The organism is Rouxiella aceris (assembly GCF_012933545.1).
Classification (GTDB): domain Bacteria; phylum Pseudomonadota; class Gammaproteobacteria; order Enterobacterales; family Enterobacteriaceae; genus Rouxiella; species Rouxiella aceris.
This window is the reverse complement of the sequence record NZ_JAADJU010000005.1, coordinates 361,739-388,239: the sequence shown is the minus strand read 5'-3', so window position 1 is coordinate 388,239 and position 26,501 is coordinate 361,739. Positions and strand designations below refer to the sequence as shown.

The 26,501-nt window shown below is 51.5% G+C and carries 21 protein-coding genes; 9 read left to right on the top strand and 12 right to left on the bottom strand.

Going from position 1 to position 26,501, the window contains the following annotated elements:
- Positions 1-108: 108 nt before the first annotated feature.
- Entirely contained in the window at positions 109-2,241 is a 2,133-nt protein-coding gene (locus GW590_RS12005) for a TonB-dependent siderophore receptor (RefSeq protein ID WP_169403275.1), read from the bottom strand.
- Positions 2,242-2,767: 526 nt separating this feature from the next.
- On the opposite strand from GW590_RS12005, the gene GW590_RS12000 reads away from it, so the two are divergent.
- Complete coding sequence (locus GW590_RS12000; RefSeq protein WP_169403274.1) at positions 2,768-3,661, top strand: MurR/RpiR family transcriptional regulator; 894 nt, start codon at positions 2,768-2,770, stop codon at positions 3,659-3,661.
- A 184-nt stretch (positions 3,662-3,845) separates the two neighbouring features.
- Here the strand turns inward: GW590_RS12000 and GW590_RS11995 are convergent, their stop codons facing one another.
- The 3 genes from GW590_RS11995 to GW590_RS11985 form a co-directional block, all read right to left on the bottom strand.
- Entirely contained in the window at positions 3,846-4,928 is a 1,083-nt protein-coding gene (locus tag GW590_RS11995) for a mechanosensitive ion channel family protein (protein ID WP_169403273.1), read from the bottom strand.
- A 325-nt stretch (positions 4,929-5,253) separates the two neighbouring features.
- Complete coding sequence (locus GW590_RS11990; protein ID WP_169403272.1) at positions 5,254-6,021, bottom strand: enoyl-CoA hydratase/isomerase family protein; 768 nt, start codon at positions 6,019-6,021, stop codon at positions 5,254-5,256.
- 125 nt (positions 6,022-6,146) lie between these two features.
- Positions 6,147-7,028 carry a LysR family transcriptional regulator gene (locus GW590_RS11985; RefSeq protein ID WP_169403271.1) on the bottom strand — a complete coding sequence of 294 codons (882 nt, stop codon included), beginning with the start codon at positions 7,026-7,028 and terminating at the stop codon, positions 6,147-6,149.
- A gap of 123 nt (positions 7,029-7,151) precedes the next feature.
- On the opposite strand from GW590_RS11985, the gene GW590_RS11980 reads away from it, so the two are divergent.
- The 4 genes from GW590_RS11980 (at position 7,152) to shiA (ending at position 10,999) form a co-directional block, all read left to right on the top strand.
- Entirely contained in the window at positions 7,152-7,784 is a 633-nt protein-coding gene (locus tag GW590_RS11980; RefSeq protein ID WP_169403270.1) for a glutathione S-transferase family protein, read from the top strand.
- 84 nt (positions 7,785-7,868) lie between these two features.
- Complete coding sequence (locus tag GW590_RS11975) at positions 7,869-8,537, top strand: peroxiredoxin-like family protein (RefSeq protein ID WP_169403269.1); 669 nt, start codon at positions 7,869-7,871, stop codon at positions 8,535-8,537.
- Positions 8,538-8,586: 49 nt separating this feature from the next.
- Positions 8,587-9,306, top strand: a complete 720-nt coding sequence (locus GW590_RS11970) for an SDR family oxidoreductase (protein ID WP_169403268.1) — start codon at positions 8,587-8,589, stop codon at positions 9,304-9,306.
- A gap of 373 nt (positions 9,307-9,679) precedes the next feature.
- The gene (gene shiA, locus GW590_RS11965) at positions 9,680-10,999 is read left to right on the top strand and encodes a shikimate transporter (RefSeq protein WP_169403267.1); all 1,320 of its coding nucleotides are present in this window, start codon (positions 9,680-9,682) and stop codon (positions 10,997-10,999) included.
- 156 nt (positions 11,000-11,155) lie between these two features.
- On the opposite strand, the gene GW590_RS11960 is transcribed toward shiA, so the two are convergent.
- The 5 genes from GW590_RS11960 to GW590_RS11940 form a co-directional block, all read right to left on the bottom strand.
- On the bottom strand, positions 11,156-12,412 hold the full coding sequence (locus tag GW590_RS11960) for a flavin-containing monooxygenase (protein WP_169403266.1): 1,257 nt from the start codon (positions 12,410-12,412) through the stop codon (positions 11,156-11,158).
- A 307-nt stretch (positions 12,413-12,719) separates the two neighbouring features.
- Positions 12,720-13,757, bottom strand: coding sequence for an ABC transporter ATP-binding protein (locus GW590_RS11955; protein WP_169403265.1), 1,038 nt, complete (start codon positions 13,755-13,757; stop codon positions 12,720-12,722).
- 9 nt (positions 13,758-13,766) lie between these two features.
- Positions 13,767-15,506, bottom strand: coding sequence for an ABC transporter permease subunit (locus GW590_RS11950; protein WP_169403264.1), 1,740 nt, complete (start codon positions 15,504-15,506; stop codon positions 13,767-13,769).
- A 76-nt stretch (positions 15,507-15,582) separates the two neighbouring features.
- Entirely contained in the window at positions 15,583-16,668 is a 1,086-nt protein-coding gene (locus tag GW590_RS11945; RefSeq protein ID WP_169403263.1) for an ABC transporter substrate-binding protein, read from the bottom strand.
- Between the two features lie 62 nt (positions 16,669-16,730).
- Positions 16,731-19,100, bottom strand: a complete 2,370-nt coding sequence (locus GW590_RS11940) for a glycoside hydrolase family 3 C-terminal domain-containing protein (RefSeq protein WP_169403262.1) — start codon at positions 19,098-19,100, stop codon at positions 16,731-16,733.
- Between the two features lie 435 nt (positions 19,101-19,535).
- Between GW590_RS11940 and GW590_RS11935 the strand changes: the two genes are divergently transcribed.
- Positions 19,536-20,555 carry a LysR family transcriptional regulator gene (locus GW590_RS11935; protein ID WP_235955927.1) on the top strand — a complete coding sequence of 340 codons (1,020 nt, stop codon included), beginning with the start codon at positions 19,536-19,538 and terminating at the stop codon, positions 20,553-20,555.
- On the opposite strand, the gene argE is transcribed toward GW590_RS11935, so the two are convergent.
- From argE to GW590_RS11920, 3 genes are read right to left on the bottom strand one after another with little or no spacing between them, the layout of a single operon-like run.
- The gene (gene argE / locus GW590_RS11930) at positions 20,473-21,639 is read right to left on the bottom strand and encodes an acetylornithine deacetylase (RefSeq protein WP_169403261.1); all 1,167 of its coding nucleotides are present in this window, start codon (positions 21,637-21,639) and stop codon (positions 20,473-20,475) included. The two genes, GW590_RS11935 and argE, sit on opposite strands and share 83 nt — an antisense overlap.
- On the bottom strand, positions 21,632-22,309 hold the full coding sequence (locus GW590_RS11925) for a DUF1028 domain-containing protein (RefSeq protein ID WP_169403260.1): 678 nt from the start codon (positions 22,307-22,309) through the stop codon (positions 21,632-21,634). The genes argE and GW590_RS11925 overlap by 8 nt, the downstream gene beginning before the upstream one ends.
- A 1-nt stretch (position 22,310) precedes the next feature.
- Positions 22,311-22,730 (bottom strand): RidA family protein, encoded by a 420-nt coding sequence (locus GW590_RS11920; RefSeq protein ID WP_169403259.1) that lies wholly within the window; start codon positions 22,728-22,730, stop codon positions 22,311-22,313.
- A 320-nt stretch (positions 22,731-23,050) separates the two neighbouring features.
- Between GW590_RS11920 and GW590_RS11915 the strand changes: the two genes are divergently transcribed.
- The 3 genes from GW590_RS11915 to GW590_RS11905 are packed head-to-tail and all read left to right on the top strand — an operon-like array spanning position 23,051 to position 26,410.
- Positions 23,051-23,881, top strand: coding sequence for an ABC transporter substrate-binding protein (locus GW590_RS11915; RefSeq protein WP_235955926.1), 831 nt, complete (start codon positions 23,051-23,053; stop codon positions 23,879-23,881).
- Positions 23,882-23,904: 23 nt separating this feature from the next.
- The gene (locus GW590_RS11910) at positions 23,905-25,428 is read left to right on the top strand and encodes an amino acid ABC transporter permease/ATP-binding protein (protein WP_169403258.1); all 1,524 of its coding nucleotides are present in this window, start codon (positions 23,905-23,907) and stop codon (positions 25,426-25,428) included.
- A gap of 43 nt (positions 25,429-25,471) precedes the next feature.
- Positions 25,472-26,410 (top strand): nucleoside hydrolase, encoded by a 939-nt coding sequence (locus GW590_RS11905; protein ID WP_169403257.1) that lies wholly within the window; start codon positions 25,472-25,474, stop codon positions 26,408-26,410.
- Positions 26,411-26,501: the final 91 nt, after the last annotated feature.

Below are 26,501 nucleotides of genomic sequence, written 5' to 3'. Positions count from 1 at the left end.
CACCCCGGTGAGTGTCCCTGAATATAATCAGGGACACTACTACGTTTAAATACGGGTTTAATCGTAATCGGTTAGCTACGTCTTTCAATTATTGATAAGACTTCAGCCTCAGAATTCAACACTTGTACTGAGTACCACGTTGCGCGTTTCACCTTCGGCAACGCGTAAGTTACCGCCGCTAGAGGTGTAATATTCCTTGTTGAAAAGATTGTTTATATTTAGTTGTACATGGGTCTTTTTACCCAGCAATTGATTATCCCAACCAATAAAACTGTCTGCGACGGTGTACGCTGGCAGGGTAAAGCTGTTGTTCGGATCACCGGCACGGGTGCCGACATATCGAACACCGCCGCCGATACGGAAACTACCTGGCAGCCCAGACAACCTTACATCATGGCTTAAATATAACGCTCCTGAATTACGTGGGGCGTTTTGCAGACGGTTACCATTGTTATCCGCGTTAGTCTTATCGTTAACGATTTCAGCCTGGTCGTAGCTATAGTTTGCGCTTATATCCCATTCCGGATAAATCTCGCCATTGACTTCCACTTCAACTCCGCTGGAACGGGCTTTATCCACGGCATAGGTGTCACCATTGAGTGACAAGGCAACATTATGTTCATCAATACGGTAAAGGGCGACCGTCGTCAATAACGCTGGTGTCATCTGCCACTTACTGCCGATTTCATAAGTGGTTCCTTGTTCTGGTGCTTCCACGTTTCCGCCGTCGTCAGGATTGGTGGAAGGTGTAAATGACTTACTCATGCTGCCGTAGAAAGAGACGTTCGGCGTCAGTTTATAAATGAGCCCTGTTTGAGGCAAAAACTTATTGCCTTCACTGCTGTAGCTCAGCGTGGACGGATCGCCTTTTGATTCGCGCTGTTCATAATGCTGATAACGGGCACCGGCCACGGCGGTCCAGTGGGACGTCAACTCGATGCTGTCTTTGAGATATACCGAGCGATTGTGGATGCGGTTTAGTAAATTTTTGTCCGACGTTTTTTCCGTGCTGCTGTTGGTGACGGTTTGCAATCCATAGACCGGGTTGTTCAGGGTGAAATCGGTATTCGTTTTGCCATTATAGGCGTGAGCCCGGTAGGTTTGATTCATTTCATAATCGGTGCCGAAGACCATATTATGCGTCATGCCAAAGATTTCAGGTGTCCCGATGGCATCCCATGAAACATATTTTGTTTGGTGATTAAAACCGCGAAAGGCATCTGCGCGCCGACTGACAACGCCTGTGGTTGCATTAATCGCCGTGGTAGTAACGGTATTACTATTATATTGGCGCTGGTTCAAACCGACTGTAACGCGGGTCGACCAAATGTCATTGAACTGATAATCCCAGTGAGAGCTAAAGGTCTGATTGCGTCCCCATGCATGGTTTGAATAATCATCCAGGCGGCTCTTATAACCGATATTTATCGGCTTACCATTAATAAATGCCGTGCCGCGATCGTACGGAATATCATATTGGAAACTTTCGTAGCTAATATTAAAACTGGCTTTATCGCCATACCATTGTAATGACGGCGCTAGCAAATTATGTTTTTCGTTGCCGTATCCGCGCCAATAATTCTGGTCCTGTTTTTCGGCAATCAAGCGGAAAGCAAAACCGTTACCCAGTGGTCCGGTAATATCTATATTTCCCGCTCCGCCGCCAGTGCCGTTGTAATGGCCACCAACGATCGTATGCCATTCATATTGCGGCTTTTTACTGACGACATTGATCATCCCGCCCGGATTCAAAATACCGTATAGCAGAGAAGAAGATCCTTTTAATACTTCGACGTGATCTGTTGTGGCATCAAGATTGAGTCCCTGACTGCTACGGATACCATCACGGAATACCGAGCCGTCGGAGTTAGAGCCAAATCCTCGACGAACAATACCATCTTCCGTCTGGCCCAGTGTATTGGCTTGCGCAGCGCCACTTACGAAGCGCATCGCGTCAGACAAATTACCGGACTGATAATCTTCAAGTTGTTTATTGGTCACCACGCTTATCGACTGCGCTTCATTAAGTTTAGAGGTGGGCGTTTTACTGGCAACCGAGGTGGCCGGACTGGAATACCCCTCGTCAGTCTGTTCTGTTTTACTTGTGGCTGTTACCGTTAAAACCTCTGTTTTGTCAGCGGCATAGCTGCTGGCAGACGAAATTAACGCACCACTACACACCGCAAGCCATATTTTCCCCAAGACAGGCATACGGTATTGAACATTTTTATTTTGATTCATTTCTGCTGTTTTCCCAGGCTTTTATCAAAGATTGTATTTTTATGTTTAGATCAATCCAGGCACGGTTCGGGCTCATGTCGAGCGCCAACGCATGAACATCAAGGCCATTATTCAAATGAGACAAGACGCATTCACTAATGTAATTGATAATCATTCCAACATGAAAGCTTGTAGTAGTAAACACAATATTTATCTTATTTACTACAGCTTCCTCTCTGCTTTTCTTGACCTTTGCGCACAGGCACTTGATTTGATTAAACCCATTTATTTCAATAAATTAAATGCAAAACATTAAAAAAAATGAACCTTTAAAGCATCTGGTTATCTTCTTTTGCCGAGCCCCCCCCTATCTTGACTACTACATTTCAGCGACACATAATCGCCGCAGAATGGATAATTATTACGCTCTAACATGTTGATGGCTTGGTAACAGAGCCTCATGCGAGGTTATCAACGCAACGATCCGCAAGAGAAGTGCGATTGGTCGGCACGTGGTATCAAATAAGAAAAATAGGGAGGGTCACTAATGCAGTCACCGAAAAAGAATAAAAATCGAGTTGATATTTATGGCGAACGTCTGAGCACCCGAGCGCCAACCCTCTCTCCGCGATTACAAACGGTATTGCATTACATTGATGAAAACCGTAATGCCGTACTGGACTTGACGGCACTGGAAATTGCCGCCGCCGTCAACACTTCTGACGCTACGGTAGTACGTGCAGTCCAGGCATTGGGCTTTGCCGGATTACTTGACCTGAAAAAAACGTTAAAGCAGTGGTTTGAACCTGTTATTAATTCCGAAGAAAAGATGCACGCCACGGTAAAAGAATTAACCCCCGATATTAATTTCAGTATCGATTATGTGCTCGAGAGCCACAAACATGCTTGCACAGTTCTGGGGGAAACGCATAACCGTAATGCCTTGTCCCAGGCGGTTGCGCTGTTGCAAGATGCGCGTCAGGCGGCAATATTCGGCCTCAACGCTTCAGGCATCTTGGCGGATTATACTGCGCGTCTGTTTAATCGAATTGGGCTATCTGCCTATGCACTGAACCGAACCAGTATTGGGCTGGCGGAACAGTTGCTGGCGCTACAACGTGGCGACGTTTTATTGATGATGGTACAGGAGTCTCCACACAGTGAAGGAATGACGACATTGCGTGAAGCGAAACGACTCGGCATCCCTGTTATTGTGCTGACCAGCGCATTGGAGTCAAATTTTGCCCGAGAAGCTGATGTGCTTATCAATGTGCCGCGCGGTGCGGAAAACGACCGAATGCCCTTGCATGGTACGGTGTTAGTTTGCCTGGAAATGTTGGTATTGTCTGTGGCAACCTCGGCCTCGCAACGGACGATTAAGTCAATGAAGCGCATGCACGAACTTAAGCGTGGCCTTAAACTCGGCGGGAAAAAAAGTTGAACCCCATAGTGGCAGAATCTGTTATCTCCAAGATTTGCTGCCCGGTGAGCCAAGCTGCGCGGGCTTTTATTTTTGTGCGTTTGAAGTCGGCTAAAAATTCGTTATTGTCCGTGGTTACTCTTTCTGACGGCGAAAAACGTGAAGCAGAAGTTCAGTTGTCCTGGTGCTCACGCAGCACGATTAACTACTGACCTTTCGAACTTTCAAACACCGAATCGTTCAGTGTAGCTCTCACCTGAGGAAAGCTCTGGGGATAATTTTGCTGAATAAACTCAATCATTTTTTCGCGCACGTAGCAGCGTAAATCCCAGGCCGTTGGGGAATTCTGTGCAGTCATCAATAATCTGATGGTCATGGTTTTGTCAGTAGTGTCGGTAACCTGGAGCACCTGAGTCTGTTGATCCCAGAGTTTTGTTTCACTGAGGACTTTTTCAAAATGCTTACGGAGAGGATCTAATGGCATGGAATAATCGAGGTAAAGAAAAACAGAGCCTAATATCTGTGCGTTATTACGCGTCCAGTTCTGGAAAGGATTTTCTGTAAAGTATGTAATGGGCAGGATCAGCCGACGCAGGTCCCAGATACGCACAACGACATAAGTCAGGTTTATCTCCTCAATCCAGCCCCATTCATTTTCGACGACTACAGCATCATCAATTTTTATAGGTTGCGTAAAGGCTATCTGAATCCCGGCAAACAAGTTGACAAGCGACTTCTGCAGGGCAAACCCAATGATTATTCCGGCAACCCCGGCGCCTGCCAGGATTGTCGTGCCGAATTTTCGAAAACCGGGAAAACTGAGAAGTATCAGAGTAAGACCGAATGACACCAATAGTACAATGGCGACTTTTTTTACATATATTATCTGAGTACGAATTTTACGGGCACGAAGATTATTCGAAAGATTAATATCATAGCGGATAAAAAGCATATCCTGCACGACATTAATCAATCGAACTAAAATGGAGCAAAATGATAATATAATAAAAACATTCAGAGCGGATGTAATAAATTCAAGGGAGTTTGGTTGAATGTTAATATAATTAACCCCTACATTTATCAGCAGTAAGGGAATGAAAAGAAACATTGATCCACGAAGGTGTTTTTCAAGTGATTTGAAGAGCTTTCGGTCACGATCCTGCCAGTAGTGGATGAACCTGAGAAGTATAAATCGAGCCAGGAACCCCAGTGCGAGTGAGAGAGTGACGAGTAATACGGCAGGCACCCAAATTGGAGCACCAGATAACTCATCGAATATCATTAGCATTCTTTTCCCTTATCTCCAGTCAACAACCTCTGGTTGTCAGATCAGTAATAAAAACTCGGTAACCGTTGTCTTACCGGTTATCAGCGGAGTCAATGGCGAACGCACATGAGTTTATGATAAAGGTAGTTAACTGATTTTTTTAACATAAACAAACCTCGAAAAGAAACCGATAATTTAAGCGTAGCATAAATGCAAATCACTGAAATTAATGATGACGTTTAGTTTACTCAATCCGCTAGCAGGAGCCCTTGATTACCAGCGGCTCCGCCAAATAGATTGGGTCCAATTTAACCCTGTGGAAGTAATTAACGAACGCCTGAAGGGCTTATTGCCGAGTCATACTGTGAGCAACCTGGGCCGCGCTGATCCCTTCCAGGGCAAGACCGTAGCCCGTACCTTCTTCAATCAGGCGTTTTAAGCGCTGTGTCAGCGCAATGCGGGTATAGCGAGAAGTCAGCGGCGGAAGTGCAGCAATGCCGTCGGCAATTTCATGGGCACGGGCAAGCAATTGATCTGCATTAACAATTTCGTTAACCACGCCCCACTCTTTCGCGGTCTGTGCATCCAGGACCTGGCGGGTAAGCAGAAAATAACGACCACGGATCGAGCCGATAACCTCTGGCCAGAGGATGTGAACGCCATCGCCAGGCACAATCCCGAATTCAAAATGCGGTTTGTCCTGGAAGACGGTTTCCGGCGTGGCAAGCACGATATCTGTCAGCAGGGCATATTCACTGTGAAGCAATACGGGGCCATTTAGAGCGGTGATCATTGGAACTTCGATATCGAGAATGTTGCTCAGAACCTTTCTGCCTTCACGGAGAATTTTGTCGAAACCGAGTGGACTGAAGAAATCAAAGCCTTCAGGGCTGATGGCATCCATAAAGGCATCGCCGGATCCGGTCAGTATCACGGCACGGTTTTCGCGGTCTTCACCGATAGCGTGAAACAAAGCAACAAACTGTTCATGAGTGTGGCCATCAAAGACCAGTTTCTCACCGTCGGTATGGAACTTCACTTCTAACACACCGTTAGGTTTGCGAGTCAGACGGGCGTTGGAGAAAGCATTACGGTAGGTTTCAAACGTTGACATGGTCGCGATTCCTTGTTGATACCAGTCGAAATTGACTGGCCGTGAAACAACAATATTCCATTCCAATGGAAATGGGATCGCCGCAATATTAGATAATAGCTATTCCCTAAAGGAATAACTAAATCTCACTTTTCTGCCATTATGCTTTCAACAAAACCTGCGAACTGGCGTGCCTTGGCACTTGCCAGCCGGCCATTGGGGAATACAGCCCACAGATCGATAGACGGCAGTTGCCAGGCAGTCAGCACCTTTTTGGCTGCCCCGCTTTTAAGTTCTTCTGCAAACATCCAATCGGAAGCAATACATAAGCCCATATGACTCAGCACCGCAGCGCGCTGACCTTCGGCGGCGCTAACACGTACACGCCCGTTAACTGATGTCGAGGTAACCGCTCCCTCACGAGTGAAAGACCAGAGATTTGGCTGCGGGTTATAAAGAATTGCCTCATGTTCTGCCAGCTCGGCCGGTGTTATTGGTTCCCCTTTTCTCGCGAGGTATTCCGGGGTAGCTATCACCGAACGTGGGCTGGTGGCCAGCTTGCGCGCGACGGCCGAGGAGTCGGATAAAGCCCCCATGCGCAACGATACGTCAATGCCTTCGGCAATTAGGTCAATTACACGGTCATCAAGAATAATATCGATATCCATTTCGGGATGTTCATCAAGAAAACGTGGGAGATGAGGTATGACATGCAGCCTGGCAAAGGTCGTGGCAGCAGAAATACGCAGTTTTCCAGACAACCCTTTACCTGCACCTCGGGCGGCCAGTTCAGCCTCATCCGCCTCCTGCAAGGCAACCTGTGCACGTTCATAAAATCTTTGCCCCGCCTCGGTAGGTGTCAGGCCGTGAGTAGAACGGGTCAGTAAACTGGTTTTCAACCGGGATTCAAGTTGAGCAACGATTTTCGATACCGCCGGTTGGCCGATGTTGAGCTGCCTGGCCGCAGCAGAAAAAGATCCCGTATCCACGACACGTAGATAAGTTGCCATTGCCTGAAAGCGATCCATGTTATTCCTTCGAAGAATAGTAGTTATCACCAGAGCATATCTACCATTCCTTCTATACGCCAGCCAATATGTTATTCAACGAGCCGGGACTTACCCGATATTAATCAAAACAAGGAAACGCCTGTGATAGATGTCTATGCATTTGCCACACCCAACAGCATCAAAGTGCCTGTCGCACTGGAAGAATTAGGTCTTGAGTATGTTTTGCATGCGGTGAATGTGCGTAAAGGAGAACAAAAGTCAGCCGAATTCATTGCGTTAAACCCTAACGGCAAAGTGCCGGTGCTTGTCGATTCAGATACCGCATCCGATAAGCTGGTCCTCACCGAATCGGCTGCAATCCTCATCTATCTTGCCGAAAAAACCGGAAGACTTTTGCCGGCTTCAGGCCCGGCAAGGGCGCGTGTATTCGAACAATTGTTCTTTCATGCTTCAGGATTGGGTCCAGCCTTTGGGCAAGCCGGATTCTTTCAGCGTCAGGCATCCGAGCCGCAGCCACTTGCAATACAGCGCTTTTCAGCGGAGGCCTCACGTAGTTTAAAAATGCTTGATAGCGTGCTGGCAAGTCGCCCTTTTGTTGCCGGAGAGGATTTTTCTATTGCCGATATAGCGCACTTTGGCTGGCTGTGGCGGCGTGAGTTCGCCGGTGTAGACCTGGCGGAGGCACCGAATGTGGCACGCTGGTTTGATGAAATGGCTGCTCGGCCCGCCGTTCAGCGAGCGATAGAACGAGTTAATGCCCTCGCCCCACTTTAATAGCTTTATTGAGCGCCACTGCATTTTGGAGAAGGCGCAAAACCAATTTTCGTCATCCACCTTTTAATAAATCAGGAAAATATCATGACATTGCAAGCAAAACTCGACGCCTTCAAGGCTGACTTTGAAGCAGGGAAACCCCCGTATAACGTGCCTCCTTCGGTGATCGAGACCATGCGGCGTGCTACTCAGGAATTAATTGACTCCGCTGCCACAGATCGAGCACTGATGGCGGGTGACAAGGCGCCGCTGTTCACGCTAAATGATCCGCAGGGCAATCCGGTGTCGTCAGCCGAACTGCTGACAAAAGGCCCGCTAGTACTGAGTTTCTACCGTGGCGTTTGGTGCCCATATTGCAATATGGAGCTGCAGGCGCTGGAGAACTCGCTCCCGGCATTCCAGGCGCTGGGGGCTAATTTAATCGCCGTTTCACCGCAAACAGCAGCCAACAGCCGCAAATCTGTGCGCCAAAATCACCTTAGCTTTCCGATTTTATCGGATCCACACAACAGCGTGGCTGCTGCATTTGGTTTACGTTTCAATTTACCCGATTATTTGGTCGAATTGTACAAGGGGCTGAACAACGACCTGCCCATTTTCAACGGAGACGCAAGCTGGACGTTGCCGATGCCGGCGCGTTATGTCATTGATCAGGAAGGTAACATTATTTATGCCGAAGTGAACCCCGACTATACCCATCGTCCTGAACCTGAAGATATGTTGCCTTCGCTGCGACGCACGCGTGGCTTGTAAAGCCATTTAATCCTCTGGCAAGAGAGGCCAGAGGCCATTCCTGGAGTCAATGATGAGTAGAACTTTTTTAATAACCGGTGCCAGTAAGGGCATTGGGCTGGCACTTGCCCATCGTCTCGCCCAAGAGGGCCATCACGTCGTCGGTCTTGCGCGCGGAGTTATAGATAATTTTCCCGGTACCTTGCTTAGCGTAGATCTTTCAGACGAACAAGAAACACAACAAACAGTTGAACAGATTAGTCAGCGTTTTGCTTTTGACGGGATCGTAAATAATGTTGGTCTGGTTAAGCCCCAGCGTCTTGGAGAGATTGATTTAGCTTCATTTGATGAGGTTATGCGCGTCAATCTCTATCCGGCAGTACAGGGAACGCAGGCCATCCTGGCTGGTATGCAAGAACGTGGCTGGGGCCGAATCATCAATATATCCAGCCTTACGGTACTGGGCAGCGTAGAGCGTACTGCTTATGCAGCGGCAAAAGCTGCACTGATTAGTTTCACCCGTAATTGGGCGCTGGAACTTGCGCAAAGCGGAATTACGGTAAATGCCGTTGCACCGGGGCCAACCGAGACAGCGCTGTTCCGGGCAAACAATCCTCCTGGAAGCGAGGGGGAAAAGCGTTATCTTGCGGGAGTACCCATGAAGCGGTTTGGTAGACCGGAAGAGATTGCGGCAACTATTGCTTTTCTGATGTCTGAGGATGCTGCTTTTATGACAGGGCAGACTTTGTATGTGGATGGCGGCGCATCGATTGGCAAGCTTGTTTTTTAAAACCCAAGACTAAAATGCCAAGGGGCGAAATTGCTATCCCAGAGGGGTGCTACGCTCCTGGCTAAGCAAATAAAAATTGATCACACCAGGCGCAAATTGCCGCGTTTTTGCTGACCAGTATGTTGTAACGCAGGATACACTGGTGGGCCAATGCGCACTCTTTGCGCCCCCGCCGGAGGATAATCGTCTGCGCATCCTCATTCCCTGTGTTAAATTCCCCTTTCCTGCAATTGCTTTGCAAAACAGTTTTCGCCTGGGCTGTTGTCACTGTAGTCTCAGTCACGGTTTTTATTTTACTTCTTACAATGTGAGTAACCTTTTTCACTTTTAATAACTAAAAATTTTAGAAATTTTAGTAACGGACAGGACAATTATGGACTCCACGCTCATTACCCCCCGCCCCGATGAGGAGGCCCCTTCATTTAACCGCGCCCGACGCGCTGCCTGGGGCAGCTTCGTTGGTGCAGTGGTAGACTGGTTCGATTTTTTACTCTACGGCATCACCGCGGCACTGGTGTTTAACAGCGAGTTTTTCCCGAAAATTGCTCCGGCAATGGGCACGCTTGCCGCCTTTGCCATCTTTGGCGTCGGCTTCTTATTCCGTCCACTTGGTGGCATTGTCTTCGGCCATTTCGGCGATCGTCTGGGCCGCAAACGGATGCTGATGATGACCGTCTGGATGATGGGCATTGCCACCGCCTGTATTGGTATTCTTCCCTCGTTTGCCACCATCGGCTGGTGGGCGCCTGCCCTGCTGGTCACCCTGCGTGCTATTCAGGGATTTGCCGTGGGTGGTGAATGGGGTGGTGCGGCGCTACTGGCCGTTGAAAGCGCGCCTTCCGGAAAAAAAGCCTTCTATAGCAGCGGGATCCAGGTGGGATATGGCGTTGGCCTGCTGCTCTCTACCGGATTGGTGTCGCTGATCAGTAGCCTGACCACCAACGAGCAGTTCCTGAGCTGGGGCTGGCGGTTACCGTTCCTGTTCAGCATTGTGCTGGTGCTGGGCGCGCTCTGGGTACGTAATGGTATGGAAGAGTCCGCCGAGTTCGAACGGGCACAAATCGAGCAGCCAAAACAGGTGAAAAAACGTCTGCCGGTATTCGAAGCACTGATACGCCACCCGGGGGCGTTTTTAAAAATAATCGCCCTGCGCCTGTGCGAACTGCTGACAATGTATATCGTTACGGCGTTCGCGCTTAACTACTCGACGCAGAACCTGGGACTACCGCGCGAACTATTTCTGAATATCGGGTTGCTGGTCGGCGGTATCAGTTGCCTGACGATTCCGTTGTTCGCCTGGATGGCTGATCGTTTCGGACGACGCCGCATCTATATCACCGGTGCACTCCTCGGTGCGCTGAGCGCCTTCCCCTTCTTTATCGCGTTGGAAGCCCGTTCGATTATCGGTGTGGTGATCTTCTCGCTGATGCTGGCAAATATCGCCCATGATATGGTGGTCTGCGTCCAGCAGCCGATGTTTACGGAAATGTTCGGGGCGAGTTACCGTTACAGCGGTGCAGGCGTGGGTTACCAGGTCGCCAGCGTGGTGGGCGGCGGCTTTACTCCTTTTATTGCCGCAGCATTGCTGACTTTCTCGGGTGGCGCATGGCATAGCGTTGCCATTTACCTGATGGCAGGCTGTTTACTCTCAGCCTTTACGGCCATGTTTATCAAGACCGCGCAGCCAAACTGAATCGCTAATAAACCAAAGCATATGCTTTGTTAATAAATCCCCCGGCCAGTAAAGTCGCTGGCTGGGGGGTTGCTGGTTTGCTGTATTCAGATGTAAACATGCCTACAGAGCCGTCTATTGACTCTTAAGCTAATATACCCGCGCTACCTTCCCTGTTTATTTCTTGCCGTACTCGCTATATTTCCGCTGTGTGGCTATATGGTCGGCAATATATTTTGCATCATGCCAGACGCCCCATATAAAAGTAGAGCCTCGACGTGATAGCCAGGGTAGCCCGAGAAAATAAACGCCTTGCTCACTGGATATACCGCGCTGATGCTTTGGTTTATTATTTTCATCGAAAGCAGCAACATTTAGCCAACTGTAATCCAGACTATAACCTGTCGCCCAGATAATTGTGGTGATACCTGCTTCTTTGATATCCAGTTGCAACAAGGGGTGGGTAGCGCAGTCAGGATCGGCCAGGAACTGACGGGCTTGTGGTTCTTCAGGTAAATCCAGGCCATTACGCGCAATATATGCATCAGCCGCATCCAGCAGGGAAAGATAATTCTCATCACCACGGGCAATATTTTCCGCCAAATCGGGCTGAAAAATAATCTTCCCGTCGGTAACGGCTTTGGTCAACCCAACCAGTTTCACCCCCTGATAGGCCAACGCCCGGAAATCAACGGTATGACCACCGCGAGCGCCGCTGACGGCAATAGTGACATGCTCTTTACCTGGTTGACTGGCGGCGGCATCCCACAGCCCCAGCACTCCCAACCACCAGCAGAAATCACGCTGACGATAAGAACGCGGTGGACGGTCGTGCGCACCTACAGAGAGATAAACTTCCTTACCTGCTCGCTGAAGTTCATCGGCAATCTGTACTCCGGAAGAGCCCGCGCCAACAATCAGCACCGCGCCGGTACCCAACTGTTGCGGGTTCTTATACTCGGCAGAGTGCATCTGATGCAGATTTTCTATTTCCCCTGCAATGGCCGGAATAACCGGACGCTGAAATGGCCCGGTCGCAGCGACCACATGACGAGCTTCAATCACTCCTTCATTGGTTTCAATAATAAACCCAGGGCGACCGACGTTGCGTTCCACGTGTTTTACTTCCACACCCGTGTAGATTGGTGCGTTAAATTTTGCCGCATAGGCTTCAAAATAATCGGCGACCTGCTCTTTCGGCACAAAACCGTCGGCGCTAATTCCCGGAAATTCCATATTGGGAAAACGATCGTGCCAGGCCGGGCCATTCGCGACCAGAGAGTCCCAGCGTCCGCTTCGCCAGGCTTCAGCAATGCGTTTTTTTTCCAAAACCAGATGGGGAATGCCCAGATGAGTCAGATGCTCACTCATCGCCACGCCGGCCTGACCCGCACCAATGACCACGGTATCAACCACTGTTGTTTCAAAGATCATCACTGCATCCTTTAATTAAATTATGGGATTTACTCACCAGCACTGCGCTATATGCCAAGATTATTGAACTGTTGTATTAAGGTAAAATAGTAAAAAACGTGCTTCTAAACATAAATTGATTAGGCTGATACCCATTACCAGTACGCAAATTAATGCCTTGGTTTTCACCAATAATTTTATGTTTCAACAGGCACTTTATATTTATGCAATCAATCGCTCATGGAAAAATAAAAACAGTCTGGGTGAAATAGTTGTCAATAAATAACTCAGCCTTCTTGAAAGCCGAGTTATTTATCAGATTATTACATCAGGCAGAAAGTAACAGACTGTGTTGCACATCCCAGCCCAGCGAAACAAAATCGCCGATCTTGTCGCCGGACATGCCCGTGCTGCGTACGATAAAACGCGCGCCATCCGTCAGTGCTACCACCAGACGAGTTTCCGAACCAGCGTAGATCCGCTCACAAATTTCCCCTTCCAGCAGCGCCGTCCCGGCACGGGAGAGGCGGATATGTTCAGGGCGGATCACCAGCGACGCCTGCCCCGTAGTGAAAGCGCTGTGAGGCAAAGCGAAAGTTCCCTGCCTGGTCACCAGCTGATTGCCCTGCACGTGACCATTGAGAATATTCGACAGACCAATAAATTCGGCGACAAAGGTCGAACGGGGTTGTTCATAAATAGCCTGCGGCGTATCAATCTGCACAATGCGCCCTTCATTCATCAGGCAGATACGGTCTGAAAGTGCCAACGCCTCTTCCTGATCGTGGGTAACAAAGATAATGGTGGCCCCGGATTCGCGGTGAATACGGCGGATTTCCATCTGCATGGTCTCGCGCAGTTGACGGTCCAGCGCCCCCAAGGGCTCATCCATCAAAATGATCCCTGGCTGGTAAACCAGGCAACGCGCCAGGGCCACCCGTTGTTGTTGCCCGCCCGATAAGGCACGGGGAAAACGTTGTGCAACATGGCCAAGTTCCACCATTCCCAGCGCATTTTTCACCTTGCGGGCGACTTCAGCACCAGGCAGTTTGCGCATACGCAGCGGGAAGGCAACGTTTTCTTCAATGGTCAGATGCGGGAAAAGGGCATAGTTCTGAAACACTACACCGATATCGCGCTGATGGACCGGCGTCCAGGTTTCATCTTTACCGTCAATCAGCAGACGGCCCGACGTAGGTTCCGTCAAACCGCTGATAATCTGCAGCAGCGTGGTTTTACCTGAGCCGGAGGAACCAAGCAGGGTCAACAGCTCCCCTTTTTGTACTGTCAGATCCAGATCCTGCAATACTTTGGTGGGGCCGAAGTATTTGGCGATCTGTTCAACTTTCAACTTAACAGAGGACATGCTTTCTCCTTATAGCTCGTCGGCTTTATGCCGCGAACGTTCGGCAATGATAAACAACAGCGTAACCACGGAAAGGATGATCACTGACGCCGCCGCCAGCGTTGGCGTCACCGAAAGTAAAACGTCATCCCACATCTGTTTGGGCAGAGTTTGTTTCACCCCTCCGCCGACAAACAGCGCCACCGTCAGTTCTTCAAAGGAGTTGAGGAAGCCGAAGATAAAAGCGGCGATCAGACTGCTTTTTATCAACGGCAGTGTGATCTCCCGTAACGTCCGCCAGCGGTTGGCACCCAGGGTGCCCGCTGCCTGATCCAGCCGCCAGTCATAGTCCTTGAAGGTGGTCAGAATAATGATAAAGACCACCGGGATAGCCATCACGGTATGCCCGAGAATAATCCCCAGATCGGACCCCACCAGCCCCATATTGGCAAACAGATAGAACAGCGAAACGGCGGTGACAATATTGGGGATAATCATCGGCAGCAAGAACGTCATCACGACCAGACTGCCAGATTTTCCCTGATGACGCGCCAAGCCAAAGGCGGCCATACCCGAGATCAGTACCGAGAAAATACCGGCCACAAGCGCAATGCCGAATGAACGGACGGTAGCCCCGGTCCAGATTGGCGATTGCAGATAGTTGTGCATCCAACGCAGCGAAAAACCCGGCGGAGGAAATTGCAGGAAACTGGAACTGCTGAATGCCATCGGCAGGAAGGAGATCACCGGCGAGATCAGTACCAAAATCACCAATATGCTAAACAACGGTAGCAACCAGCCAAAACGGGGATGCCCAGGAATACGCGATAAACCGGCAAGGATACCGTCAGAAATCTGTGCCGCCGCTGCCGTCATACCATGGCCGATACGGCGGATCCCTTTACTGCTGGCGTGGCTTTCGCCGCCGGAGATAGCTGACATACCGAACAACTTGTCGTAGCAGAAACAGACGATAAGCGTCGTCACCAGCAATAGCATGGCGACGGCACCGGCCAGACGCCAGTTGAGCAACTGCTGGACCTGGGTGATCAGCAACTGGCCAATGACTGAATCCTGTGGGCTACCCAGCAGCGCCGGGGTGATAAAGAAGCCCAGTGAACCGATAAAAATCAGCAGGCAGGCAGCAACCACTCCAGGCATAGACAGCGGGAAAAAGATGCGCCAGAAACTCTGCGCACGTGAGGCGCCCAGCGTGTAGCCGGCTCGCGTCAACCCGCTGTCAATGCCGGTCATGGTCTGCAACATGGTGATAATAGCCAGTGGCAACATGCTGTGCGCCATAGCGAACACCACCACGCCGCGGGTATAGAGCACATTCAGCGGCTGGTCGGCCCCCAGGGACATAAGGATTTCCGACAGTATCCCGCGCCGTGAAAGCAGTACCAGCCAGGCAAAGTTTTTCAGCAAGGCACTGGTCCAGAATGGCAGTAAAATCAGCCACATTATCCGACGTCGGGTATTTTCATTACGCTGTGACAGCCAGTAAGTCACCGGGTAACCGACGACCAGACAGGCAAGTGTGGTTTGCAGCGCAATAATGAACGTATTGACCATCACTTTCACATAGATGCCAGCACCAAACATCTGCCGCCAGATATCCAGCGACAAGCTGCCGTCGCTGTTTTGAAAGCTGAGCAGCATTAGCTTCAACGTTGGCCAGGCAAGAAACAGGGCTAAAAACAGCAAGCCGGGAGCGGTAAGCCACAGCGGATGCCAGCGCCGTTTTGCGGTGGGTATCTTTTTTGTCATATTCGATGATGCCAGTTCTGCCAAGGACCTATCCTCCAAAGGGCAAGGTGGCGCGAGCGATCGGCCACCGCCTGGATTAACTTATTACCCACTTTTCAAAACGTTCGGTCAGCGCCACCTGGTTGTCACCCCAGTAATCGGCACTCATTTCCGCCAGGTTGTGGATATGGTCTGGTGCCGTCGGTAGCAGCGCCGCTTTCTTCTTGTCGATAAATTCATAGGCTTTGATATTGGTCGGGCCGCAGGCCAGATCGTTGACGTACATTGATTGTCGTTTCGCATCCATACAGAACTGAATAAACTTGCGGGCGGCCTCCTGTTTTGGACTACCGTGCGGAATGGTAAAGCCATCGATGTTATACAGCCCCTGCCCCCAGGCAATGGAAGCCGGGGTACCAGCGTCAATGGCGGTCTGAGCACGGGTGCTCCAGATACTCATCAGATCCAGCTCACCGCTTTGCAGCATCTGCGTGGCCTGTGCGCCGCTGGTCCACCAGACATCAATGCTGCTGCGGATTTTGTCGAGGCTACGGAATGCCCGGTCCACGTCCAGCGGATAGAGTTTTTTCGGATCCACACCATCTGCCATCAGCGCCAGTTCCAGCGTGCATACCGGGCTGCGCCACAGGCCACGACGGCCTTTAAATTTGGCGACGTTCCAGAAATCAGTCCAGTTGGTTGGCGCAGGCTTGCCTTCGAAGCTGTCGGTGCGATAGCCAAGCGCCAGGGCATAAATGCTGACACCACCAAACTGCGGGGTAATAGAACCCTTCACGTAGTTCTCCGGATCCGGTACCTGTAGATGCAGGTCTTCCAGATAGGGCTTGGGCATTTTGTTCAGGCGAACCAGATGCTCAGGGTTGAGCAGCGCGACATCGAACAGATAGTTTTTGGTATCCACCATCATCTGGAATTGCGGCACCGGGTCCGGCCCCAGCACGGTATTGACGATTTTGATGCCGGTAGCCTGTTCAAAGGGTTGGTAAAATGCCTTACCAAAGCCTGCACCATAAGGGCCGCCCACATCGGCCACCGTCAGCGTGGTGACTTCTGCCGCGCTGGCCGGTCGGCTGATAAGCATGGGGGCCATAGCGGCAGTCACCGCTGCTCCCATCCCCAATTTCAGTGCGTCACGACGTGTATAATGTTTGTTTTCTTTCATCCTGATCCCCCTGCTGCATAGCGAAACGTTGTTATGTGTCGGCATAAAAGCCGCTGTTATGTTTACTCTGTTTCCTGCTCTACGATGGCGCGATTGACCGCCGCGATCAGTTGCTCAATAGCCTCATCCGCAAAACGCTGACGGAAGCGGCGATCGAAAGTGGTGAAAATACTGAAAAAGGAATTTTTGCAGTGCTCAAGTATCCGGTCGGCATCGTCAGCATTCACCGACAGCTGAGCCTGTAGAAAGCGATTGAAGTACTCACGCGCTAACGGGTTTTCCAGCACAAACACCGGCTGGGTATCACGCGAGATCAAACGGTAACGGGCAACCTTGCTCAGACAACGCAGTTCAGCCTGCAGAGGCAATTGCCGGGAGTGGGGGCCAACGCGAAGAGAAACCAGGCCGTCCTCCAGTACCCATTGCTGACGACCGACGTCGTAATAACGCAGATCGCTGGCCGGTACGCTTAGCGTAACGCGACGCTGCTCGCCGGGCTGAAGGCTGACTTTGCAGAAAGCCCGCAGTTCCTGCACCGGACGCGAACGGAGTGAATGCTGATAATGGCTGTAAAGCTGGCAAACTTCTTTGCCGGCATAGCTACCGGTATTGTGGAGCGTGAAACTGACGGTGACCGTTTCACCTTCCCGCAGGCTATCGCGGTCCAGCTCGATATCGCTGTAGGTGAACTGGCTGTAGCTAAGGCCAAAACCAAACGGGAACAGCGGCTCGAGGTTGCGGATGTCATACCAGCGATAGCCGACAAAAATCCCTTCGCTGTAATAGTGGCGACCATTTTCCCCCGGGTAACTGTGCCAGCCTGGAATATCGGTCATACGTTGCGGGAAAGTCACCGTCAGCTTGCCACAAGGGTTAACCGCGCCAAACAGCACGTCGGCCAGACCGCCGCCCATTGCCTGACCGGCATAGAAGGTTTCCACCACGGCGCTAACCTCTGCCAGCCATGGCATCACCACCGCATCCGGATTTGCCAGCACCACGATCACCTTATCGTTAACCGCGGCCAGGGCACTGATCAACGCATCGTGCCCCTGTTGCAAACCGAGCGTACGGCGGTCAGACCCCTCTCCGTCATAACCGTCTTCGCTATTGACAAAGACCACCACGCGATCGGCGTCGCGCGCCGCGGCACAGGCTTCATCACGTAATGCCGCCAGCTGCGCCAGGTCATCACTGGTTCCCTGGCACCAGCTAAGGGTCATGTTGTCATGGCAATAGGTGTGGATTTCGTCATAAGGGATATCCACGCGAGTCGGCGTGGTGGTTGCACAACCCGACCCCTGAATAACCGGTTTTTTGGCCCCTTCACCAACCAACAACAGTTTGCTGCAGCCTGGCGCTTGCAGCGGCAGTGCATGATCGTGGTTTTTGAGCAGCACGATAGATTCCGCTACCATGCGGCGAGCGAGCAGATGATGGGCCTCAGTTTCCATCGGAATATCAGGCTGTTCCGCCGCTTTGGCGCGGTGCACCATGCTCAGAATGCGCTGCGCCGATTGCTCAGCCCGTTCACGGTCGATGGCTCCAGACTTAAGTGCCTTCACCAGGCTGGCCTTGCGGGTTTCACTTTCCGGCATATCGAGGTCGTTACCGGCCATCAGGGAGAGCGGGCGATCCTTAATCCCGTGCCAGTCGGCGACCACCACACCGGTAAAGCCCCATTCGTTGCGCAGCACATCACTAAGCAGCCAGCTGTTTTCTGCCGTATGCACGCCGTTAAGCCGATTATAAGAACTCATCACTGTCCAGGGTTTGGACTGTTTGACGGCACGTTCAAAACCGCGAAGATAGATCTCGCGCAGCGCACGTTCATCAATAATCGAGTCCATGCTGGTACGTTCAACTTCGGAGTTATTACAGGCAAAATGCTTAAGCGAAGCGCCGACGCCTTGTTGTTGCAGACCATTGATCACGCCGCTGGCAATTTCCCCGCTGATCAACGGATCTTCTGAATAGTATTCGTAACTGCGGCCGCCGAGCGGAGTGCGGCGAATATTGATCCCCGGTCCGAGAAGCAGGTTAACCCCAAGGTGCTGACACTCTCTGCCCAGAGCTTCTCCCAGGGTTTGCGCCAGTTCGACATCCCAACTACAGGCAAAACTGGATCCGTTGGGAAAACATGTCGCCGGTCTCATCGTCCCCCAGGCCACTTCCACATCTTTCGCCCGTTGATTGACAACACTCAGGAAAGCTTCGAAATCCTGGCCGCCCTTTTCATCCTGCTCAATCTGCTGAATAGAGTAACGCACGCCATAGGTACCATCCGTCATAACCATATGCGGGATCCCTAAGCGCGCGTTAGCTTCGGTTTTCCACATTCCGTGGCCGCTGAGCATGTCGCCCAACTCTTCTGCTGTCATAGATTTCGCCAGAGACAAAAACTCTCCGCGCTCAAATAACTTAGTGCTCATGCCTTAGTATTCCCGTGATGTAAAAGCGGCGACCGTAGCGCCACAAAATTCGCAGGCCTTAAATATGTACCGGGCAGAAAGCATGAGGAAAGAAGTAATTTGTTTGCCACAAGAGCTAAAAAAACTATCCATCGCGTGTTCAGCGCAATAATAAAAAGAGGCAGGGGATGTCGGTAAACAGAGTGCGCGCTAAAACGGCTACCGCAACCCATAACAGTGCACGCCATGTTCAATAACAGGGCAATAACACGTCAGAAACAGGAAAATAACAGCACACAGAGACTGTCCAGCGCAGCGCCCACATTGAAAAATATTTGATGACACCAGGGCGAATTTTCCATGGCACAGTTATTGCTTCGAATCTCTAGCCTCGTTTTTTTGTCGTCAAAGGAAGCGTTGACATAACTAAATACTAATTAGAGAGATCACCTGCATATGGCCCATTTCACGCTGAGACAGCTTAAATACTTCACGACAGTCGTGGAGCACCGCAGCATCGCGGAAGCTTCACGACATCTGCATATCGCTCAACCTTCCATTTCAACTGCAATAAAAAACCTGGAAGAGAGTTTCGAGCAGTTGCTGTTTATCCGCCACCACGCTCAGGGCGTTTCGCTGACGCCAGGTGGCCGCCGTTTTTATGAGAAGGCCGCCGAACTGCTCAGAATGTCCAAACAGTTTGAGCAAAATGCCCGTGCCGATAATGATATGGTGTCCGGTACGCTTTCCGTCGGCTGCTTTGAAACTGCCGCCCCGCTATATATGCCCAAGCTGCTTGCCGGTTTTAAAAAGTTGTACCCGAAAATTGAAGTGGAGATCCACGACGGTGAACAGGATGAGCTGACCGAGGGTTTGCAACATGGCCGTTTTGATATGGCCATTTTGTACCGCCATGAGCTCGACAGCAGTATTCACACCGAACCACTGAAAGCGCCGCAAAAACCCTATGCGCTGTTACCCGCTGACCATCCGCTGGCCTTTCGCAGCAGCGTAAGTCTCGAAGAACTGAGCCGGGAGCCGATGATCCTGCTGGATGTACTCCCCAGCCGTAACTATTTCCTGGATATTTTCAAAAAGAAAGGGCTGTCAGCCAACGTCGCCTTTAGTTCGCCCTCTATTGAGATGGTACGCTGTATGGTTGGTCAGGGATTTGGGTTTTCTTTGCTGGTCACGCGGCCTTTCCCCGATTTTACCTATGACGGTAAACGGGTAACCCGGGTGACCATTCGCGATGAAATGGAAGGTTCCTGCCTGGTGATGGCCCATTTGCGTAACGCCGAACCGACACGCCCGACGCAGCTATTTATGGATTACTGCCGGACTCAGGAGTTGACGCCAGAGCATATCAGCGAGGCTGAAACAGCCGCGATCATCAGCCTGGTGCCCCCGTCGTCTGCAGAGAACGGCATAAGCGCCGCAAAAATGCCTCACACTCGGCAAGCTGGTCTAGGCTGATAAACTCATCGGGTTTATGCCCTTGAGCCATCGCGCCAGGTCCGCAAACCAGGGTGGGAATACCATGTTGCTGAAACAACCCTCCCTCGGTGCCAAAGGCCACGGTGCTCAACGCATCCGCAGGCGCAAGCAGGCTGAGTAACTCATCGATCATCGTCGTGGTAGAGGGTTCTAGCCCTGGGTAGTGGCTTAACGGGCTGAAGGTGATACGGCAATCCGCAGAGATGCGTTGCATTTCCGGCAAAAGTTGCTGCTGGCACCAGACCTGCAACGCGGCAACAAGTTGTCGCGCGTCCACGCCGGGCAGCGTGCGGATTTCAAAATCAAACTGGCAAGAAGCCGGCACAATATTTAATGCCTCTCCCCCGCGGATCACCCCGGTCTGCAAGGTTGAAAAAGGGGGATCGAAGGCCAGGTTTTGTTGCAGCTTCAATTTTTCGGCCAGTGCCATCAGTTGCTGAATAATACGTACCGCATATTCGATGGCGTTCACCCCCTGCGGCGTATAGGCCGAATGAGTGGCATGCCCGGTCACTTCACAGCGAAAGGCTATTTTTCCCTTGTGGCCAAATATCGGACGCATTTCCGTTGGCTCACCAACAATACAGGCAGCAGGCAACAGCGGCTGTTGATCAAAACAGGTCAGCAGTGTCGGGACCCCCTTGCACCCCACTTCTTCATCATAGCTGAACGCCAACCAGACCGGCAGACGTAACGGTTGCGCCACCAGTTCAGGGACCAGCGCCAACACCGCGGCCAACCAGCTCTTCATATCGGCCGTACCGCGTCCGTACAAACGCCCTTCCCGTTCCTGCAAACAGAAAGGATCGCTCGCCCATTGTTGACCGTCCACCGGTACCACATCAGTATGGCCGGAAAGCACAATCCCCGCTCGATCCTGTGGGCCAATCACTGCCAGCAGATTGGCTTTTTCACCCTGCGCATCCGGGATAAGTTGACTGCTGATGCCAAAGCCTGCCAGATAGTTCTGTATATAGGCCATCAGTGCCAAATTGCTGTTACGGCTGACGGTATCAAACGCAATCAGATCGGCCAGTAACTCACGAGTGCCCAGGTTATTCATCGCCGGGTACCCCATAGCTCGGGGCCTGGGCCGGGTTGATCGCACGGGTAAGATAGGCTTCACTCTGCGGCTGCCACAACTGCCAGAACCTGGCCAGTTCGCCGATGGCATCCTGTTCGTGCCAATCGACGCGCAGATCGGTCAGCGGCCAGCTTTCGCTACTGACTATTTTCATACCGGCGGAATAGATGGGACCGGCCTCCCCTCCGGCTCGCAATCCGGCCTGCAATGCGGCAATCAGCCGGTCGCCCAGCGACGAGGCGGGATCGGCACAAAACTGGCTGACCATCGCCTCGATCACCCCGCTGTTGGCCAGCATATTGCCCGCAGCAACACAGTGCACGCCCTGCCGATGGTGATTGATACCCAACGTATGTGCGCCGGAAAACACCGCGCTCTGCCCCTGATTATCCAGCACCGTCACCTGACGCCAGTCGGCAAAAGGCTCGGCGGCCATCACATTATCAAGGGCAATGGCGGCACTTTCGCCCATGCGCATACGCTCAAGGATTTTTGGCCCCAGGGACGGTAAGGTCACATTCTGGCTGGAGACAGCACCCACCCCGCTCATCAGCCACGGGCATCGCGCCGCGACGGCCATACTGGAGGAGCTAAGCGCAATGCCGTACTGGCCACTGCGCGGACAAAATCCGGCGATGGAGAACGTCATCTTATGCCTCCGGGATCACGGCGATAACATCAATTTCCACCAGCCACTGCGGCTGTGCCAGTGCAGAGACCACCAGCCCGGTGGAGATTGGAAACACGCCTTTCAGCCATTTTCCCACTTCCAGATAGACAGCTTCGCGATAGCGCGGATCGATAATATAGGTGGTGGTTTTGACAATATGAGTGAGATCGCTACCCGCTTCTTCCAGCAGTTGTTTGATATTTTTCATCGCCTGCTCGGCCTGCAACCCCGCGTCCCCCAGCCCCACCAGCTTGCCATCAAAATCAGTTCCCACCTGACCGCGCACATACACCGTATTTCCGGCGCGAACAGCCTGGCAGAGATCGTTATTCAAAGCCTGATTCGGGTAAGTATCTTTAGTGTTAAACATACGAATACGGGTATGGGTTGGTTGACTCATGGTCAGTTCCTTCAATATCAGTAGGACGAACAGAGGCCGTCGCGCGCGAAAGCGGCTCAGGGTGATAGGTCTTATTTTTGGAGTCTGGCGAGCTGAAAATAAATAAGGATTTTTATCGGTAAAGGATAAGGAAAAACTGGCCTGGTCGCAGAACGTACTTTGAATGCCTTCGCCGACAGCACACTACTTTATTTATGCCGCGATGGGCGAGGCCAGTCTTTTCCTATAGCCAAGCTCATAAAAGATGAATTTCTTTTCACAGCGGTTCGTGAAAGTAATAACAGGGCCAATTATCAGTTTCACACCAGCACCGGAGATTAATGATGACTGCAACGCTGCACATGACCCGTCTCGCGAAATGTATGATGTTCTCCCTCTCACTGCTTTCTGCAACCTGTGCGCAAGCAACGGTTATGACGCCGGGCAAACTGACGGTGGGCAGCGATATTACCTTCCCGCCTTATGAGTATCTGGAAAGCAAAACGCCAGCCGGTTTTGATATCGAATTTATCAACGGCGTAGCCAAGGAGATGAAGCTCGAGCCACATTATATTGATACCCGCTTTACCAGCCTGATCCCGGGATTGCAGGCCAAGCGCTACGAACTAATTGCTTCTGCGCTGTTTATCACCCCGGAGCGCAGCAAAGTGATCGATATGATCCCCTACCTGAAAACCGGCGAATCATTGCTGACCCTGAGTGACAGTCGCTTTAAACCGAAGAAACCCGAAGAGTTGTGCGGCCACAAAGTTGGATCCATGCAGGGAACCTATTGGCTGGAAAAACTCCATACTCTCTCCGGCGACTACTGTGCCAAACAGGGTTTGCAACCGATTACTGTAAGTGAGTTTGCCACCGATCCGCAGGTAACGCAGGCGATGCTGTCACATGCGGTTGAAGTGCAGATGACCGACGCCGCCGTTGCCAGCCAGGTTGTTGACAAGATGAAAGGTCGTCTGCAAGTCACCTCCGACACGCTGCTCTATCCGGTACTGGTCGGCCTTGGCGTCAGTAAAACCTCACCCGAGTTCAAACAGCAGTTAATCGATGGCATTGCGGCTTACAAGGCCAGCGGCCAGTACGCCGCGCTGGTGCAGAAGTATCATCTTGCCGAGCCGGAAGACGCTGATATTCAGGCATTAAAACAGTAATACCTGCGGGCGGGAGCAGACAGATGACTTTTGACTGGAACTATTTACTCAGCCTGCTCAGTGATGCCGACTTCTGGCTGGCAACCTGGACGGTGATCAAACTGAGCCTGGCCAGTTGGGTGATCAGTATTGTGCTGGGCTTTGTGCTGGCACTTGGCAAACAGGCCAAACAGCCCTGGCTGTTTCTCCCGGCCAGGGCCTATATCTGGCTATTTCGCAGCCTGCCGCTGCTGGTGTTGCTGATTTTTGTATATAACCTGCCGCAGGCAGTGCCCGCGTCTTCCGCCTTGCTCAGCGACCCTTTCTGGGCCGGTCTGATTGCGCTGGTACTGAGTGAAACGGCATATATTGCTGAAATCCATCGCGGCGGCCTGTTATCCATTGCCCAGGGCCAACATGAAGCCGCGCGAGCACTCGGTTTACGCTATGCCGCTATTCAGTGGCGGGTAGTAATACCTCAGGCTTTGCGCGTGGCGCTGCCCTCACTGGCTAACGAGTATATTTCCATTGTCAAACTCAGCTCGTTGGTGTCGGTGATTTCGCTGACGGAAATTTTGATGGTCGGCCAGCGTCTCTATTCGCAGAACTTTCTGGTGATGGAAACCATGGCCGCCGTCGCTTTTTATTACGTGTTTATCGTGACGGTATTTGACTTTTTACTTAAGCAACTTGAACGCTATCTCGACGTTTCCCGGCGCAAAACGGCCCCGTTCACGGATCCGCTGCTGTTGCAGTTGCTAAACCAGCCGTTACCGGCTGTGGTACGCTCGCCAATAACGCCTGAGGTTCCGGCGCTGCAAGCCACCAGGTTACATAAAGCCTACAACAACGTAGAGGTGCTGGGTGCCGTTAACCTGAAGATTCAGTCTGGTGAAGTGGTGTCGATCATTGGTCCGTCAGGTTCGGGGAAAACTACGCTGATCCGCCTGCTTAACGGCCTGGAGCAAATTGATAATGGCGAGATCCAGATCAATGGTCAGCCGTTTATCGAACTCAGCCGATCGAGCACACAGAAGCCGCGTTTTATTGAACACCTGACCCACCGGCTGGATATCGGTATGGTGTTCCAGAGTTTTAATCTCTTCCCTCACCTGACGGTGATGGATAATCTGCTGTTGGCCCCCCGTTATCACCGACTGGCCCCGCGGCAGGAGTTAAAGCATCACGCCTGCCTGTTACTACAGAAAGTCGGCATGATTGAACATGCCATGAAATATCCGCATCAGCTTTCCGGCGGGCAGCAGCAGCGTGTCGCCATCGCCAGAGCCATGATGATGCGACCACAAATCATGCTGTTTGATGAGCCGACTTCGGCCCTCGACCCCGAGAAAGTGAATGAAGTCCTGCAGGTGATTGAGTCGCTGGCGCAAGAGGGGATCACCATGATCATCGTGACGCACGAAATGAATTTCGCCTTCAAGGTCTCTGATCGTATTGTCTTTATGGAGCAAGGCCGCATCGTTTGCGATGACACACCACAGGCATTGCGCAGTGGTCAGCATCCCCGCATTACTGCTTTTTTGAAAGATGTGAATTTTGCCACTTAGCCGTACAATAACCCGAGTGATCGGCACCGCCCCGGAGATAAGCATGAACAGAAAGATAATTTTTGATACCGACATCGGCGTAGATGACGCTTTTGCGCTGGCCTATGCGGCAAAAACCCAAACTATCCTCGGTATTACCACGGTGTTCGGCAATGTGCCCGTCGGACAGGCGGTGAAAAATGCCAAACTTTTTGCCCGGCAGATTGGTCTTGATGCGCCGGTATTTCGGGGCTGCTCTCGTCCGTTGGGGTTGGCGCAGATAAGCAACAGTGCCAAAGTACATGGCAGTGACGGGCTGGGCGACGTACTTAGTAATCCGTTCGATGACCAGGCCGACAATGCCGTCAGTTTTATTATCGATACGATTAAATCGCAGCCAGGTGAAGTGACGCTGGTTGCCATTGGACCGCTGACCAATATCGCCATGGCGATTAATCTCGCCCCGGAAATTATTCCGCTGGTGAAAGAAGTGGTCATTATGGGCGGCGCATTTGGTACTCATGGTCATGCCGGCAATGTGTCACCGCAGAGTGAATTCAATATCTGGAAAGATCCCCACGCGGCGGATCAGGTGCTCTCTTCCGCCCTGCCGGTGGTAGTTTTGCCGCTCGATGTTACCCATGAAGTGCTGATCAGCGGCGAAGAAATTCGCCAACTGAATGTGCCGATTTTAACGCAGATATCCCAAGGCTACTTAAAATACAGTCTGGAACGAGAAGGGTTTGAGGGAATGGCATTGCATGACACTCTGACCATTTCCTGGCTTAATCATCCTGAGTTTTACACCACGGTTAAATCGCCGGTCAGAGTGGTAACGGAAGGTATTTCTTTGGGGCAGACACTCCGTCGACTTACCCATTTAGCCTCCCGTTATGATCCCTTTGCCGAGTGCGGCGAGCAGACGTTGTGCCTGCAAGTGAATGCCCAACTGGTCAGAGAGGCTTTCCTGAGCTGCTTACAGCAAAGCAAAGAGCAAAAATAAGCCCCCATCAAACCTGCTGCTCATATGACGGCATATTTAACCCGCCCTGAACCCAGGGCGGGTTAATCAAAAAAATACCATCCAGAGCAAC